Genomic DNA, 15,908 nt, shown 5'->3' on the forward strand with positions numbered 1-15,908 from the left:
TCGGACCGTCCGGCCGGGGGACCCCGACCGGGGGACGGGATCGGGGTGGGGGAGCGGGCCTAGTAGATGGACGCGCCGAACGCGCTCAGCGCCGCGGTGACGGGCTGGAAGAACGTCGTCCCGCCCGAGGAGCAGTCACCGCTGCCGCCCGAGGTCAGGCCCAGGGCCGTGCTGCCGGAGTAGAGGGATCCGCCGCTGTCGCCGGGCTCGGCGCAGACGGTCGTCCGGATCAGGCCCTTGACGGTGCCCTCGGCGTAGTTGACGGTCTGGTTGAGCGCGGTGACCGTCCCGGAGTGGACGTGCGTGGTGCTGCCGCTGCGGTACACGGTCTGCCCCACGGCCGGGGTGCCCGACGAGGTGATGTCGCGCGTGCCCGGATAGGTGTCGACGACGCCGGTCGTGTCGGACGGTGTCGACGAGTACTTCACGATGCCGTAGTCATGGCCCGGGAAGTTGCTGCCCGCCGTCGTCCCGAGCACGGACGTCTGGCCCGAGTTGGAGTACCAGGTGCTGCCGAGGTTCGTGCAGTGCCCGGCGGTGAGGAAGTAGTACGCGCCGCCCTTCTTCACGTTGAAGCCGAGGGAGCAGCGGTAGCCGCCGGTGTAGATCGCGTCCCCGCCCGCCGTGAGCACGCGGAACGCCCCGGAGACCCGCTCGGTGCGGACGGCCGCCCCGAGCCTCGCGGCGGCCTTGGTCACCTTGGCGAGCCTCGCGCCGGAGACGGTGCCGTCGACGGACAGGACGACCTGGTCGGTTCTCGGATCGGCCGCCCACGCGGTGCCGGGGACGGTCGCGTCGCGCTTCAGCGCGGCCATGACCCGGTCGAGGTCGGCGCCGGACCGGGCGACGGTGCGCGGCTGCGCGCCCGCCGCGCGGACGGTGCCGGCGCTCGCGGCGTCCGACACGGTCACGACGAGCCGGCCGGACGCGTCGACGTAGGATCCGGCGCTGCGGTCGCCGAGGGTGTGCGCGAGCGCGTCGGCGAGCCGGGCCTGCCGGTCCTGAACAGGGGCGGGGGACGGGGGCGCGGCATGGGCGGCGGGGGCGGACAGGGCGGCGGTGAGGAGCGCGGCGGCCGAGCCGACGAGGGCGGCGCGGCCGATCCGCGGGTGCGGGGTACGCACGGGGAGCCTCCAGGGGAACACGGGCGTCCGGATGACGCACCGGAGGTTCTGCCGAGCATCCGCCGCCCGGGACCCGCCCGCCTAGGGACGATCATGCTTATCTCGACCCCGCCGAGTTGGCGGAAAACGTCCGGGATATTCGCGGGCGAACGGGCATGATTGCCGGTTTGACACGTGTAGTCGACGAGAGTGCGGCACCCGGACAGGACGTCCGGAGGGTGTCCGGCAGCGGTCCCGGACCGGGCCTCCCCGGCGTGTCCGGGCGGACGTATCGTCGGAGGGGCGGGGGCGGCACCAGGTCACGGGAACCACCCCGCCCCGGCCTCCGCCCGTTGGAGTCGCCATGGGCATCGAGATCCGGGTGGAAGGGCTGAAGAAGTCGTTCGGGCGGCAGGTCGTCTGGGAGGACGTGACGCTCACGATCCCCGCCGGTGAGATCTCCGCGCTGCTCGGGCCGTCCGGCACCGGCAAGTCGGTCTTCCTGAAGAACCTGGTGGGGCTGCTGCGCCCGGACCGCGGCCACGTCTACGTGGACGGCCGCGACGTGCCCCGCGTCCGCGAGAACGAGCTGTACGAGGTGCGCCGCCGGTTCGGCGTGCTGTTCCAGGACGGCGCCCTGTTCGGCTCGATGAACATCTTCGACAACATCGCGTTCCCGCTGCGCGAGCACACGCGCAAGAGCGAGTCGGAGATCCGCCGGATCGTCCTGGAGAAGATGGAGATGGTCGGGCTCACCGGCTCCGGCGACAAGCTGCCGGGGGAGATCTCCGGCGGGATGAAGAAGCGCGCCGGGCTCGCCCGCGCGCTCGTCCTCGACCCCGAGGTGATCCTCGCGGACGAGCCGGACTCCGGTCTCGACCCGGTCCGGACGGCCTACCTGAACCAGCTGTTCGTCGACCTGAACACCGAGATGGGCGCGACGTTCCTCATCGTCACGCACGACATCGGCACCGCCCGCGTCCTGCCGGACAACCTCGGCCTGCTGTTCCGCCGCGGCCTGGTGATGTTCGGGCCGCGCGAGATGATCCTGTCCAGCACGCACCCGGCCGTGAACCAGTTCTTCAACGCCCGCCGCGAGGGCCCGATCGGCATGGCCGAGGAGAAGGACACCGCCGAGCTCGCCGCCGAGGGCCCGGCCCCGCGGACGCTGCCCGCGCCGATCCTGCCGCAGCTCATGCCGAGCGACGGCGGCGTCCGGCCGTCGATGCGGCGCCCGGGGGAGTGGCTCGCCGCCCACCACGTCCAGCCGCCGCCCGGGTCGTTCGTCGACGAGGTCGGACGGGACTGGCTGCGGGACTGGGATTCCCTCACCTCCGCGCGGCGGAGTCCCGAGTAGCGGCGGGCGATTGCGACAATCGGGACGTGACGTTGCTGCTGAACCGCTCCGACCTGGAACGCCTCCTCGACCCGCCGGCGATCATCGCGGCCCTGCGCGCCGGGTTCACCGCCGAACCCGGCGAGACCGCCGCGCGCCGGGTGGTGACCGCGCTGCCCGGACCGGGCACCGCGACCGCCCTGATCCCGGGCCTCGTCGCGGGCGTCCCGGCGTACACGGTCAAGGTCAACGCGAAGTTCCCGGACTCCCGGCCCGCGCTGCGCGGCGTCGTCTGCCTCCACGACCTGGAGTCCGGCGAGCTGCTCGCGCTGCTCGACTCGGCGACCGTCACCGCCTGGCGCACCGGGCTCGCCGCCGCGCTCGGCACCGACGCGCTCGCCCGGCGCGGCGGCGGGCACGTCGCGGTCATCGGCGCGGGCGCCCAGTCCGACCTCGTGCTGCGCGGGCTCGGCGCGCTCCGCGACATCACCGGCCTCACCGTCACCGACCTGGACGCCGACCGCGCCGCCGCGTTCGCCGAACGGCACGGCGAGCGGCTCGGCGTCCCGCACGGGACCGCCGCCGGGGCGCCCGCCGCCGTCCGGGGCGCGGACATCGTGATCGCCGCGACCTGGGCCCGGCATCCGCTGCTGCACGCCGCCGACATCGCCCCCGGCACCCACCTCACCTCGCTCGGCGCGGACGAGCGCGGCAAGACCGAACTGGCCCCCGACCTGCTCGAACGCGCCCGCGTCGTGGTCGACGACATGCCCCTCGCGATGGAGATGGGCGTGCTCGCGGCGGCGGGCCTGTCGGTGCGGCACGCCGCCGGGACGCTCGGCGACCTGCTGCGCGGCGAGGTCCCCGGCCGCGTCCGGGACGAGGAGGTCACCGTCTACGCCCCGGTCGGCCTGCCCTGGCAGGATCTCGCGTTCTCCTGGGCGGCCTACCGTGCCGCCCGCGAGGCGGGCGCGGGCACGTCCTTCGACTTCCTCGACTGAGACCTCCGTCCCGCGTCCAAGGACCGATGGCGCAGGCCAGAGGCACTGTCTAGGGTCGGTTCATGACGACTTCCACTGACATCGCGCTCGTCCTCGGCCCGGGCGGCCCGGTCGGGACGGCCTGGCTGATCGGCCTCGGGAACGGGCTGCGCCGCGCGGGCGCCGACCTCGCCCGCGCGGACCTCGTCGTCGGCACGTCGGCGGGCGCGATCGCGGGCGCCGCGTTCACGAGCGGCCGCGACCTGGACGACCTGGCCGAGATCCCGCCGGGCGAGCGGGTCGGCGACCGGTCCGTGATGCCGCGCGCCCTGGAGATCATGAACACCCCCGGCACGGACCCCCGCGACGCGCTGCGCAAGGTCGCCGCACTGGCCCGCGCGGCGGACGCCATGCCGCCCGAGGAGCACATGGCGCACATGGAACGGACCATCGGCACCCGCGCATGGCCGGACGCCCGGCTGCTCGTCACCGCCGTGGACGCCGAGGCGGGCGAACCCGTCGTCTGGACGCGCGACAGCGGCGTCCCGCTCCACGCGGCCGTGGCGTCGAGCAGCGCGGCCCCCGGCGCGGTCCGCCCGGTCGAGATCGGCGGCCGCGACTACATCGACGGCGCGTTCGGCGGCGGATCGCACGTCCACCTCGCCGAGGGCGCGGGCACGCTGATCCTCATCGAGCCGCTCGGCCACCTCATGCCCGGCCCGGACGGCGGAGCCGCCCTGCGCGTCCGCCCGGACGCGGCGTCCGTCGAGGCGTACGGCCCGGACCTCGGCGACCGCTCCCGCTGGAACGCCGTCTACCGGGAGGGCCTGCGCCAGGCCGCAGGCCTCGTCGAACCCGTCGCCGACCTGCTGCGCTGAACGAACCACCGCGCTGAACGAACCACCGCGCTGGCCGAGCCGCCGTGTCAGCCGTTCACGCGCGGGTGCTGCGACGTCAGGTGCCAGCCCGAACAGGCCGGGCACCGATAGGCCCTGGCCTCGGCCTTGTCCCGGTCCTGACGGCCCTGGCGCTGGATCGTCGCCAGCGCCAGGGTGGCGGCGATGCGGTCCCGGAAGCGGACCTTGCCCGTCGGGCAGCGGCCCGGATTCCGATTCGGGGTTCGGCGACGGGTCATCGGAACCACCTCCGGCGCATCAGGGGGAGATGATTCCGGTGTATAACAACTCGGAGACAAAGTCCCGACTTCATCTGGCAAATGGCCGGAAGGCCCCGCGTTCCGCATTGAACCCTCTTCACTTTCATGTTGGGGTGAAGAGGTGATCTGGGACCGCTTCCGTATCGACGGCCGCGTCGCCGTCGTCACCGGCGCCGGGCGCGGCATCGGCGCCGCCTCCGCCGTCGCACTCGCGCAGGCGGGCGCCGACGTGGTGCTCGCCGCCCGCACCGAGGCGCAGCTGCGCAAGGTCGCCGCCGAGGTCGAGGCCGCCGGGCGCCGCGCGCTCGTCGTCCCGTCCGACCTGGCCGATCCCGCCGCCTGCGCCGACCTGGCCGCCCGCGCCGCCGGGGAGTTCGGGCGGATCGACATCGTCGTCAACAACGTCGGCGGCGCCTTCCCCCGGGCCTTCCTCGACACCGGGCCGGAGCACCTCGAAGAGGCGTTCCGGTTCAACGTCTCCGGCGCGCACGCCCTGACCGGCGCCGCCGTCCCGCACATGCTCGCGGCGGGCGGCGGAGCGGTCGTCAACATCGCGTCCGCGATGGGACGCATGGCCGGACGCGGCTACCTCGCCTACGGGACGGCCAAGGCGGCGCTCGCCCACTACACCCGCCTCGCCGCCTGCGACCTCGCGCCGCGCATCCGCGTCAACGCGATCGCCGTCGGCTCGGTCGCGACGTCCGCGCTTGACATCGTCATGACCGACGACGGCCTGCGGACGCAGATGGAGGCGAACACGCCGCTGCGCCGCATCGGCGACCCGGAGGAGGTGGCCGCGTCCGTCCTCTACCTCGCCTCGCCCGCCGCCGGATACGTCACCGGGACCCTCCTGCGCGTGGACGGCGGCACCGACGTCCCCAACCTCGACCTCGGCCTGCCCGACCTCGTCGCCGACGACCCTGACCTGGAGGAACGACCATGACGTACCGCGTCGCGCTGTGGGGCACCGGCAACGTCGGGCGGCACGCCCTCGCCGGGATCGTGGCCCGCCCCGACCTCGAACTCGCCGGCGTCTGGACGTCCACCCCGGCCAAGGCCGGCCGCGACGCCGGGGAGCTGTGCGGACTCCCCCCGGTCGGCGTCGCCGCGTCCACCGACGAGGCCGAGATCCTCGCGCGCGGCGTCGACTGCGTCGTCTACACCTGCATGGCCGACGTCCGCCTCCAGGAGGCCCTGGACGACCTCGCCCGCCTGCTCCGCACCGGCGTGGACGTCGTGTCGGCCAGCCCGGTGTTCCTCCAGTTCCCCGACCAGGTGATCCCGGACGCGATGAGCGCGCCGATCCGCGCGGCGGCGGCCGAGGGCGGCGCGTCGCTGTTCGTGAACGGCATCGACCCCGGCTTCGCCAACGACGTCCTGCCGATCGCGCTGTCCGGGATCAGCGAGCGCATCGACCAGATCCGCTGCATGGAGATCCTCAACTACGCCACCTACGACCAGGCCACCGTCCTGTTCGACATCATGGGCTTCGGCCGCCCGCTCGACGAGACGCCGATGCTGCTGCTCCCCGGCGTCCTGACCATGGGCTGGGGAAGCGTCGTCCGGCAGCTCGCCGCGGCCCTCGCCGTCGACCTCGACGGAATCGAGGAGCACCACGTCCGGCTGCCCGCGCCCGAGACGTTCGGGATCGCGTCCGGGACGATCGAGAAGGGCACGGCCGCGGCGCTGCGCTTCGAACTGCGCGGCATGTCCGGCGGACGGCCCGTCATCGTCCTGGAGCACGTGACCCGGCTGCGCGACGACCTCGCGCCGGACTGGCCCCGGCCGTCCGGGCAGGGCTGCTACCGCGTCGAGCTCACCGGCGAGCCGAACTACACCCTCGACCTGCGGCTGCTCGGCTCCGACGGCGACCACAACACCGCCGGGCTGAAGGCGACCGCGATGCGGCTGGTCAACGCCGTCCCGGCGGTCGTCGCGTCCCCGCCCGGCCTGCTCACCGCCCTCGACCTCCCCCTGATCCCCGGCCGCGGCCTGGTCACCGGCACCTGACTCGCACGACCTGGCCGCCCAAAAGATCCGACATGCCGCCCATCTGCATGGCTGGACGCGGACCGGCGGGGCACCAGGCCGGACGCGGCCCGCCAGGGCATCAGGCCCGGACACGACCCACCAGGACATCAGGCCGGACGCGACACAGGGCATCAGGCCCGGGCGCGGCCCCTACAGGTTCTCGCGGTGCGCGAGGGCGGCGGCCTGCGTGCGGCTCGTGACGTTCAGCTTGGCCAGGATGTTCGACACGTGCACGCTCGCGGTCTTGGGCGAGATGAACAGCGTCGCCGCGATCTCCTTGTTGCCCATGCCCGTCGCGACCAGCTTCAGCACCTCGCGCTCGCGCGACGTCAGGCCGCTGAGCGGACCGCGGTCGTGCCCCCCGCCGCCGTCCTGGCGGGACCGGTCGTCGGAGAGCCGCGCCCGCGAGCCCAGGTCGCGCAGCACCCGCAGCAGCGGGCACGCGCCGAGCCGCTCCGCGGCCGTGACGGCGGCCCGCCACTCGTCCGCCGCGGCGTCCCGGTCGCCGTGCTCGGCCAGCGACTCCGCCAGCCGCCACCGCGACCGCGCGACCTCGTAGACGAAGCCGTAGTCGAAGATGTCCCGGACCGTCCGCCAGTGCTCCGGCTCGTCCGTGCCGTGCGCGCGCCGCCACTCGGCCTCGGCGCGCGCCAGCCAGGCCCGTCCCTCGGCGCCCATCCACGCGTCGTGCCGTCCGTCGAGGCTGTGGGTCGCCGCGAACCGGGCCGTCTTCACCAGCTCGTCGGCGGCGGCGCGGGCGGCGGCCTCGGCGGCGGCGTCCTTGGTGCGCCGCGCCCGGACGGCCCGGTCGGCGTGCGCCCAGAGGCCCACCGCCGCGATCCGGATCAGCCCGGTGTCGGTCGGACTGCTCGTCCCCAGCGCCGCGGTGACGTACTTCAGCGCCCCGGGTTCGTCGCCCTCCCACATCCGGTGCTCGGCGGCGAGCCCGCCCGCGATGTAGGTGAGCCACTGGTCGCCGTCCCACAGTGGTTCGATCCACTGGAGCCGGTGCTCGGCCCGCGGGCCTCCCCGCCCCACGTCCAGGAACAGCGCGTACGAGGAGACGACCGCCTCCACGTCGCGCGCCACCCGGATGCCGAACCCGTCGGCGATCTCGGACGCCCGGTCCCAGTCGCCGTCGGTGTAGGCGATGAGGAACTGGAGGAACCGCAGGTTGATGCCATAGGTCGACCAGGCGAGCCCGTTGTCGAGAGTGAACCGGACGGCCTCGTCCGCCAGCGGGCGTGCGCGCGCGAGGTCTCCCGTCTCGTACGGCAGATGCGCCTGGACGTACAGCGCGCGCAGCATCACCTGGAGGTTGCCGGAGGTCCGCGCCAGCCGCACCGCGTCGGAGTAGGCGCGCGTCTCCTCCGGCCCCGGCCCGAGCGTCGCCTCGGTGTACTGCCCCAGCGAGATCAGCGCGGCGGCCTCGGCGGACGGCACGTCCGCCTCACGCGCCACGCGCAGCGCCTCGGCCGCCATCGCCGGAACCTCGTCGTACCGCTCGGGCGTGGCCAGCAGCGACCGCACATAGGTCGCCAGGACGCGCGCCCGCGCGGGAGTCGGCGGGTCGACGGGCGTGAGGTCGAGCGCCTCCTGCGCCCACTTGCGGGACTCGTCCAGCTGGTCGGCCTCGTGCAGGTAGTACGCCAGGCGTTCGCGCACCTCCGCACCGAGCGCCTTGTCGTCCGGGTCGATCACGGCCAGCAGGCGCCGCAGCCGCTGCACCGCCCGGCGCACGTCCCCGGCCCGCGCGGACGACCGGACGGCCGCCCACTCCAGCTCGACCCGGTTCATACCGGCCGACCCGTCCGGCTCCGGAACGCTGTCCCACAGCGACAGCGCCTGGTCGTAGTGCTCGTACGCCTCGTCCGGGGCGCCCATGCGCTCGGCGTCCAGGCCCGCCCGCACGGACGCGGCGAACGCCGTCGGCAGGTCGTGCGCCGCCATCGAGTGGTAGGCGAGCTCGGCGGCCGCGCGCGGGTGCCGGTTCGTCGCGGGGACCGCCTCCTCGCCCGGCTCGACGGCTCGGCCGAACTCGGCCGCGAACGCCCGGTGCAACCGGGTGCGCTCGCCGGGCAGCAGGTCGGCGTAGACGGCCTCGCGGAGCAGCGCGTGCCGGAACGTGTACCCGGCCGCGCCGCTCGGGACCAGAATCTGGTGCGACACCACCTCGCGCAGCGCCTCGCCCGCCGCGTCCTCCGACAGGCCGGACACGCGGCGCAGCAGCTCGTCGTCCGCCCGGCGCCCGGCGACGGCCGCGACCCGCACGACGTGCTGGGCGTCCTCGGTCAGCCGCTCTATCCGCGCGAGTAGCAGGTCGGCCAGCGCCGACGGCAGCCCCCGGTCGTCCGCCGCCGCGAACAGCTCGCCCGCGTAGAACGGGTTCCCCTCGGATCTCCGGTGGACGCGTTCGACCAGGTCGGCGGGCGGTTCCTCATCCGTCCCGGCCAGCGACGCCAGGAACTCGGCCGTCTCACCCGGCCGGAACGGCTGGAGCTCGACCGCCGTCACGTTCGGCAGCCGCAGCAGCTCGGCGACGACCGGCCGCAGCGGATGCCGCCGGTGCAGGTCATCGGTCCGGTAGGTGCCGACCAGGCAGACCCGCTCGCGCTGCAGCACCCGGCTCAGGAAGACCAGCAGGTTGCGGGTGGAACGGTCCGCCCAGTGCAGGTCCTCGAGGACCAGCAGCACCGGACGCTGCCCGCCCAGCTCGCCCAGCAGCCCGAGCGTCGCGCCGAGCAGCTGCTGGCGGCCCAGGTCGGACGCCTCGTCCGGCGCGCCGTCGCCGTCGGGCAGCAGCCTGCGCAGCACCGGACGCTCCGCCAGGGCCTTCTCCAGCGCCTCCCGCTCGTCCTCGGTGGAGTGCGGATCGCGCAGCGCCGTCCACAGGGCGTCCGCCAGCGGCAGGTAGGGCATCGACTCGCCGAGCGCGGCGCACTGCCCGGTCAGCACGGCGAACCCGCGCTCCCGCGCGGTCGTGGTGAGCGCGCCGACCAGATGCGACTTGCCGACCCCGGCGTCCCCGCCGACCAGGACGACTCCGGCATGACCGGCGGCGGCCCGGTCCAACGCCGCGGTGAGCGCGGCGAACTGCGCCTTCCTGCCGATCAGCACCCTTGTCAGCACCTCCAGAAGAGTTGCCTCAGTATGCCATCGGACCAGGACAATCCAGCCAGCCCGAACCCCGGCCCCGCCCGGCCCGGCCCTCCACCCCGGAACGGACCCCGGCCCCCGATCCTGTACGGACCGGGGGCCGGGGCCGGAGCCGGGCCGCCGAACGGGAGAAAGGACGGCCCGGCAGGTCAGATCAGCGACCCCACAAGATCGCTGTCGCTCTCGTCCCCGACACGGGCGACCACCGGCGCGGGCTCCTCCGGCAGGGCCTCGGGCGCCTCCGCCTCCGCCGCCTCCGCCTCCAGCTCCGGCTCGGGGACGAGCCTCTGGTACTGCCGCTCGGTCTCGTCGGCGATCCGGTCCCAGCCGTGCCGGGACCGGGCCCGGTCGGCCGCGGCGATCGCGTAGCCGCGCCGCGTGGTCTCCTCGGCGAGCAGCCCCCGGACGGCGAGCCCGATCTGGCGCGGGCGCCCCGCCGGGACGTGCAGCCCGGTGACCCCGTCGAGCACCGCGTCCGCGTTCGTCCCGACCGGCGTCACGACCGCCGGGACGCCGCAGGCCATCGCCTCGAGCGCGGCCGTCGGGGCGGGCTGCGCCGGGGCCAGGTTCAGCGCGAGCCGGGTGGTCCGCAGCAGCCGGGGCAGCGACCGGCGCGGCACCCGGCCGAGGAAGATCACCCGGTCCGCGACGTGCAGCTCCTTGGCCAGCAGGGTCAGCCGGTGCACCGACGCGTCGTTCTCGAGCTCCTCCCGGTCCGGGCCGCCCGCGACGGCGAGCTCGGCGTCCGGGACGTGCCGCAGCGCCCGCAGCGCCGTCTCGGCCGCGCCGTCCGCCAGGTTCCGCGCCACCACCGTGAGCCGCTCCCGGTCGCCGTGCGGCATCGCGGGTCCGGCCTCGGAGAACCGCTCAGCGTCCACGCCCGGCGGGACGATCCGGACGGCGTCGCGCGAGACGCCCATCCGCACGGCGACCGCGGCCTCGTCGGTGCAGCGGGCGAGGACGGCGCCGGCCTCGCGTCCGATGGCCCGTTCCAGCCGGGCCCGCGCCGGGTGGACGGTCCGTCCGGCGCGGGCCTCGGTCGCGGCCAGGCCGTGGAAGGTCTGCGCGAACGGGATCTCCAGCTCACCGGCGACCGCGCAGGCCGCGAGCCCGCCGATCCACCCGTGCGCGTGCACCACGTCCGGGCGTCCCGCCCCGGACCAGCGGCGCCGCAGCTCGTCGGCCAGCTCGCGGACGTGCTCCAGCAGCAGGTCGTCCGGCAGCGGACGGGCCGGGCCCGCGGTCAGGTTGAACAGCGTCGCCCCGGACGCGAGCCGGGTGCGTCCGTGCGCGTCGGGGGAGCAGCGGCGGCCGTAGACCGAGACGCGGTGCCCCGCCCCGCCCTCGTCCCCGGGACGGCCGAGGGCGCGGGCGAGCTCGCGGACATGGGACGCCTGGGAGCGGTCGCCGCCGAAGTCGGAAGCGGACACGAGAGCGATGTTCAGGGACCGGCGCATGGGGGGACCTCCGGGTCGGCACACGGGTGACCGGGAGGTATCTGCGTCGTAGACACCTGTTGCGAGAAGCGCGAACGACCAGCGAGAACGTGCCCGGCGGGGCGGGCTTCGGGCGGGGGGAGTTCTGTCCCCACCCGGGTTCAGGCGGCCACGGTGACCTTAGTCCCCGACCATCGACCCGGGCAAACGTGACGGTGGTGGGCGTCACAGAGAAAGGTGGCCGATCGGCTCAACCGGTATCACCCTCAGGTGAGGGACATTCGCCATCGAAACAGGTGTGTGCGAGGGAACCGTGGCGTTCGGGACACCGTCCTACGGGCATGCCGACTCATCGCTCACTCGCCGCCGTGGCCTGCGCGGTGGCGCTCACCACCGGCGTCGCGGCCTGCGGCGGCCAGGGGCCGAAGGTCCAGGAGCTGCGCGGCGCCGTGATCAAGGTCCCGCCCGGCGACCCCCGCCCCCTCGGACGCGCCGACACCGCGTTCGGCTTCGGACTGCTCTCCGCCTGGTGCGACGCCGAACCGAACGCCAACATCGTGCTGTCGCCGAGCAGCGTCGCGTCCAGCCTCGGCATGATGCTCCAGGGCGCGCGCGGCCGGACCGCCACCACGATGACCCGCGCCCTGCACCTGCCGCCCGGCGACCTGCTGCCCGGCCTCCACGCGCGCACGAGCGACCTGCGCTCACTCGGCACCAAGAAGGTGTCCGTCAGGGTCTCCGACCAGATCTGGGCGAACACCGGCGTCCCGACCGACAAGGGCTACCTCGACAAGCTCGCCACCGGCTACGACGCGGGTCTGAAGACCCTCGACATCACGAAGCGGCCCGAGGACGCCCGCAAGACGATCAACGCCCAGATCAAGAAGGACACCGGCGGGAAGATCCCCGAACTGCTCCAGAAGGGCCAGATCACCTCCTACATCGGCTGGGTCCTCACCGACGCCGTCTACCTCAAGGCCGAATGGAGGACCAGGTTCGCGCACGGCACCCCCGGCCGCTTCACCACCTCCGACGGCCACACCGTCCAGGCGGGACTCATGGACGCCAAGAGCCACTTCGGCTACGCCCACACCGCCGGATGGACGGCCGTCGACCTCCCCTACTCCGGCGGCAGGCTCAGCATGACCGCGCTCCTCCCGGACGCCACCGCGCACGGCTGCCCGACCCTGACCGGCCCCACGTTCGACCGGCTCACCGGATCCCTCGGCACCGGCGACGACGTGCAGGTCCGCCTGCCGAAGACCGACCTCTCGTCCCACCGCGAACTCACCCCGCTGCTCACCCGCCTCGGCCTGGGCGTCGCGCTCTCCGACCAGGCCGACTTCCGCGGCGTCTCACCGCGCGCGGGCAGGGTCGCCTTCGTCCAGCACGCCGCCACCCTCAAGGTCGACGAGAAGGGCACCGAGGGGGCCGCGGCCACCGGCGGCGGCATGGAGGCGACCGCCATGCCCGCGCCCACCAAGAAGATCGAGGTCGTCTTCGACCGTCCCTACGTCATGGTCGTCCGCGACGCGAAAACCGGAGAGCCCCTCTTCATGGCCCGCGTCGCCGACCCCACCCGACAATGACCGGGTGATGCTCTGGTACGTCGCCTACGGCTCCAACCTGCACCGCGACCGGTTCCTGTGCTACCTGGAGGGCGGCCGTCCGGCGGGCGGCGCGCGCACCTACACCGGCTGCCGCGACCCGCGCCCGCCCATGGCCGACCGCCCCGTCCTGCTGCCGGGCGGCGTCTACTTCGCCCGCCGGTCCCAGGTCTGGGGCGGGGGCATGGCCTTCTACGACCCCGCCCTGGACGGCGAGGCCCCGGCCCGCGCCTACCTGCTGACCAGCGGCCAGTTCTGCGACGTCCTCGCCCAGGAGATGCGCCGCGACATCGGCGTCGACATCGACCTCACTCCCGCCCTCGCCACCGGCCGCCTGACCCTCGGCCCGGGCCACTACGACACCATCCTGAACACCGGTGACCTGGGCGGACAGCCCATGCTCACCTTCACCTCGCCCCTCGGCGCCGCCGAGGCCGACCTCAACCCGCCGTCCGCCGCCTACCTCGCCGTCCTCTCCTCGGGCCTGCGCGAGTCCCATGGCTGGACACCCGAACGGATCAGCACCTACCTGATGTCACGCCCCGGCGCGCTTGGTACCGTTCGGCCATGAACGTCGGCGACGTGGTGGACGACTTCGAGCTCCCCGACGAGACCGGCGCGCCCCGCCGCCTCAGCGACCTGCTGGCGGACGGCCCGGTCGTGCTGTTCTTCTATCCCGCGGCGCTCTCACCCGGCTGCACCGCCGAGGCGTGCCATTTCCGCGACGTCGCCGAGGAACTCGCCGACCTCGGCGCCCGCCCCGTCGGCATCAGCGGCGACGCCCCCGCCAAGCAGCACGAGTTCACCGAGCGGCACTCCCTCGGCTACCCGCTCCTCTCCGATCCCGACGGCACCGTCCGGGCCCGCTTCGGCGTCAAACGCGGCTTCGCCCTGGCCCCCACCCGCCGCCAGACCTTCGTCATAGCCCAGGACCGGCGCGTCCTCGAGATCATCAAGTCCGAGGTCCGCATGAACGTCCACGCCGACCGGGCCCTGGCCACCCTCCGCAACCTCTGACCCTCACCGACACCACCACACCCACGCGACCGAGCCCGCGCCCTCTCACGCTTTCATCGCGGCCCGCAATCACCCACGAGCACAACGGCGCACACACGGCACGCGAGGCCCACACGCACCCCGGGGCGCACGCGGCGTGCGAGGCGCACATGGCATGCGGGCCGCACGCGCCGCCGGGACGTGCGCGGGATGCAGGCGTGCGCGCGGCGTGGCACACATGGCATGCGGGGCGCACGTGGCATGCGGGGCGCACGTGGCATGCGGGGCGCACGTGGCATGCCAGGCGTGCGCGGGGCGAGGCGCCATCGAGCCGGCGGCGCCGGGGCAGGGTTGCTCCAGCGCGTGAGCGGAGTGGCCGGGACCCCAGCGTGCTCGTGCGACGCGTCGCAGGTCCGGCCCGGTGTTCATGCGCCCAGGGTTCGTCGTGGGTGGGGGTCAGACCCGGGGGAGGAGGATGGCGGAGGGGCGGTCCGGGGCGTGGAAGATCTCCTGGTCGGCGGTCAGGTGGTCGGTGGCGGTGCCGATGGGGGCGCCGGTGCCGGGGTTGCGGGAGAAGCGGGGGTAGGCGCCGCTGCAGACCTGGACGCGGACGCGGTGGCCGGCGCGGAACCGGTGCCCGACGGGCCAGAGCTCGACCGTGATGCGGCGGACGCCGTCGTCGCCGGTGTCGGGGTCGCCGGGGACGAGGCGGCGCAGGCCCTCACAGAGGTTGACCGACACGCCCTCCTCGTCGACGTCACAGAGGCGGACGACGAAGTCGGTGTGCCCCCGGTCGGAGCGGACGAACAGGTCGGCGGAGACCGGGCCGATGATCTCGAGGTCGTCGTCCAGCTCGGGTGAGGTGAAGGTGAGGACGTCGCGACGGCGCTCGAGTTTCGCCTGGTCGGCGACGGGATGGTTGTCGCCGAGCAGCGTCGGGCCGCCGAGGAACGGCGTCGGGTGCTCGGGGTCGTACCGGTAGCGGTCGGGCTCGGACACGGGCGGCGCGTCGGTGGACAGGACGCCGTCCGGATGCAGGTGCCAGCGCTCCTCGCGCATGCCCGGAACGGGCCAGTCGGGGAAGTCGCGCCACTCGTTCGCGCCCGTGACGTACAGCCGGACGGGCATCTCCCGCAGCTCGGACGGGTCGTCGAGCAGGAACGCGCGGAACCAGGCCAGCGACTCGCCGACCGAGCCGCGCATCATCCGGCCGTCGGCGTGGAACCACGGCCCGATGGTCAGGTAGGGGCGGCGCCCGCCCGCGCGCAGCGCCGCGTAGTCCTTGATCTGCCAGGGCAGGAAGATGTCGTACCAGCCGCCGATCATGTTGACCGGCGCGGACACCTCCGACACCGTCGTGGTGAAGTCGCGGCGATCCCAGAACGGGGTGTCGGGGCCGTGGGTCAGCAGGTCCTGGAAGAACTGCTGCTGCTCACCGGTCGCGAGGACGTCCAGCTCGGCGAGCGGCTTGCCGGACAGCGCCGCGCGGCGGGCGCGCCGCGGCGACATGATCCCGGTGGTCACCCCGGACAGGGGATGCTTCATGCGGGCGGTGAGGTCGACCCAGGTCAGCGCCGCCTCGAGCGCGAACGTGCCGCCGACGTTCACCGCGTCGCGGAAGGACGACGCGGTGACCTGCATCGACAGCGCGCGCAGCTCCGGCCCGGCCTCGGCGGCGACGGCCCACTGCACGTAGCCGAGGTAGCTGGGGCCGTGCATCGCGAACGTCCCGCCGAACCAGGGCTGCCGCTTCAGCCACTCGATGGTGGCGAGCCCGTCCTCGCGTTCGTCGAGCGGCTCGAACACCCCGCCCGACCCGAACCCGCCGCGCACGCTCTGCACGACGGCCTGGAACCCGTGCGAGGCGAACGTCTGCCCGCACATCAACCCGAACGGCCCGCGCCGCCCGTACGGCGAGCGGACGAGAATGGTCGGCGGACGTTCGACGTCCACCGGCGCGTAGTGGTCGGCGAGCAGCGCCACGCCGTCAGCGGTCGGGACCTCGACGTCCCTGGTGACCTCGACCCGGTGGGGTCCGTTCCTCAGCCCGAGCGCCGTGACCCCCAGGCGGCGCAGCATCCCCGTTCCTACCACCCGCCCGATCGTA

The 15,908-nt window shown here is 74.2% G+C and carries 13 protein-coding genes; 8 read left to right on the forward strand and 5 right to left on the reverse strand.

The window, feature by feature from the left end; translation table 11 throughout:
- Positions 1-59: 59 nt before the first annotated feature.
- Positions 60-1,124, reverse strand: a complete 1,065-nt coding sequence (locus tag EBO15_RS13090; RefSeq protein ID WP_122194637.1) for a S1 family peptidase — start codon at positions 1,122-1,124, stop codon at positions 60-62.
- A gap of 343 nt (positions 1,125-1,467) precedes the next feature.
- On the opposite strand from EBO15_RS13090, the gene EBO15_RS13095 reads away from it, so the two are divergent.
- From EBO15_RS13095 to EBO15_RS13105, 3 genes are all read left to right on the forward strand, one after another.
- Positions 1,468-2,460, forward strand: a complete 993-nt coding sequence (locus EBO15_RS13095; protein WP_122194638.1) for an ABC transporter ATP-binding protein — start codon at positions 1,468-1,470, stop codon at positions 2,458-2,460.
- 26 nt (positions 2,461-2,486) lie between these two features.
- On the forward strand, positions 2,487-3,440 hold the full coding sequence (locus tag EBO15_RS13100) for an ornithine cyclodeaminase family protein (protein WP_122194639.1): 954 nt from the start codon (positions 2,487-2,489) through the stop codon (positions 3,438-3,440).
- A 62-nt stretch (positions 3,441-3,502) separates the two neighbouring features.
- Entirely contained in the window at positions 3,503-4,297 is a 795-nt protein-coding gene (locus tag EBO15_RS13105) for a patatin-like phospholipase family protein (RefSeq protein ID WP_122194640.1), read from the forward strand.
- A 47-nt stretch (positions 4,298-4,344) separates the two neighbouring features.
- Here EBO15_RS13105 and EBO15_RS13110 read toward each other — a convergent pair whose 3' ends face one another.
- Complete coding sequence (locus EBO15_RS13110; protein ID WP_122194641.1) at positions 4,345-4,554, reverse strand: hypothetical protein; 210 nt, start codon at positions 4,552-4,554, stop codon at positions 4,345-4,347.
- 142 nt (positions 4,555-4,696) lie between these two features.
- Here EBO15_RS13110 and EBO15_RS13115 point away from each other — a divergent pair, with 142 nt between their 5' ends.
- On the forward strand, positions 4,697-5,518 hold the full coding sequence (locus EBO15_RS13115) for an SDR family oxidoreductase (protein ID WP_122194642.1): 822 nt from the start codon (positions 4,697-4,699) through the stop codon (positions 5,516-5,518).
- Entirely contained in the window at positions 5,515-6,585 is a 1,071-nt protein-coding gene (locus EBO15_RS13120; RefSeq protein ID WP_122194643.1) for an NAD(P)H-dependent amine dehydrogenase family protein, read from the forward strand. The genes EBO15_RS13115 and EBO15_RS13120 overlap by 4 nt, the downstream gene beginning before the upstream one ends.
- Positions 6,586-6,756: 171 nt before the next feature.
- Here EBO15_RS13120 and EBO15_RS47050 read toward each other — a convergent pair whose 3' ends face one another.
- Together EBO15_RS47050 and EBO15_RS13130 are read right to left on the reverse strand one after the other, a co-directional pair.
- Positions 6,757-9,723, reverse strand: a complete 2,967-nt coding sequence (locus EBO15_RS47050; RefSeq protein WP_325051904.1) for a helix-turn-helix transcriptional regulator — start codon at positions 9,721-9,723, stop codon at positions 6,757-6,759.
- A gap of 188 nt (positions 9,724-9,911) precedes the next feature.
- The gene (locus EBO15_RS13130) at positions 9,912-11,192 is read right to left on the reverse strand and encodes a glycosyltransferase (RefSeq protein WP_233616156.1); all 1,281 of its coding nucleotides are present in this window, start codon (positions 11,190-11,192) and stop codon (positions 9,912-9,914) included.
- Between the two features lie 347 nt (positions 11,193-11,539).
- On the opposite strand from EBO15_RS13130, the gene EBO15_RS13135 reads away from it, so the two are divergent.
- The 3 genes from EBO15_RS13135 to EBO15_RS13145 are packed head-to-tail and all read left to right on the forward strand — an operon-like array spanning position 11,540 to position 13,822.
- Positions 11,540-12,787: a serpin family protein gene (locus EBO15_RS13135; protein WP_122194646.1), complete on the forward strand. Its 1,248-nt coding sequence runs from the start codon at positions 11,540-11,542 to the stop codon at positions 12,785-12,787.
- A 7-nt stretch (positions 12,788-12,794) separates the two neighbouring features.
- A complete protein-coding gene (locus EBO15_RS13140) occupies positions 12,795-13,376 on the forward strand; it encodes a histone deacetylase (protein ID WP_122194647.1) in 582 nt (193 codons plus the stop codon).
- Positions 13,373-13,822: a peroxiredoxin gene (locus EBO15_RS13145; RefSeq protein WP_122194648.1), complete on the forward strand. Its 450-nt coding sequence runs from the start codon at positions 13,373-13,375 to the stop codon at positions 13,820-13,822. Before EBO15_RS13140 ends, EBO15_RS13145 begins: the two co-directional genes overlap by 4 nt.
- A 435-nt stretch (positions 13,823-14,257) precedes the next feature.
- Here EBO15_RS13145 and EBO15_RS13150 read toward each other — a convergent pair whose 3' ends face one another.
- The gene (locus EBO15_RS13150; protein ID WP_325051905.1) at positions 14,258-15,895 is read right to left on the reverse strand and encodes a CocE/NonD family hydrolase; all 1,638 of its coding nucleotides are present in this window, start codon (positions 15,893-15,895) and stop codon (positions 14,258-14,260) included.
- Positions 15,896-15,908 lie beyond the last annotated feature (13 nt).

This window comes from Actinomadura harenae (genome assembly GCF_003696215.1).
Taxonomy (GTDB): Bacteria; Actinomycetota; Actinomycetes; order Streptosporangiales; family Streptosporangiaceae; genus Spirillospora; species Spirillospora harenae.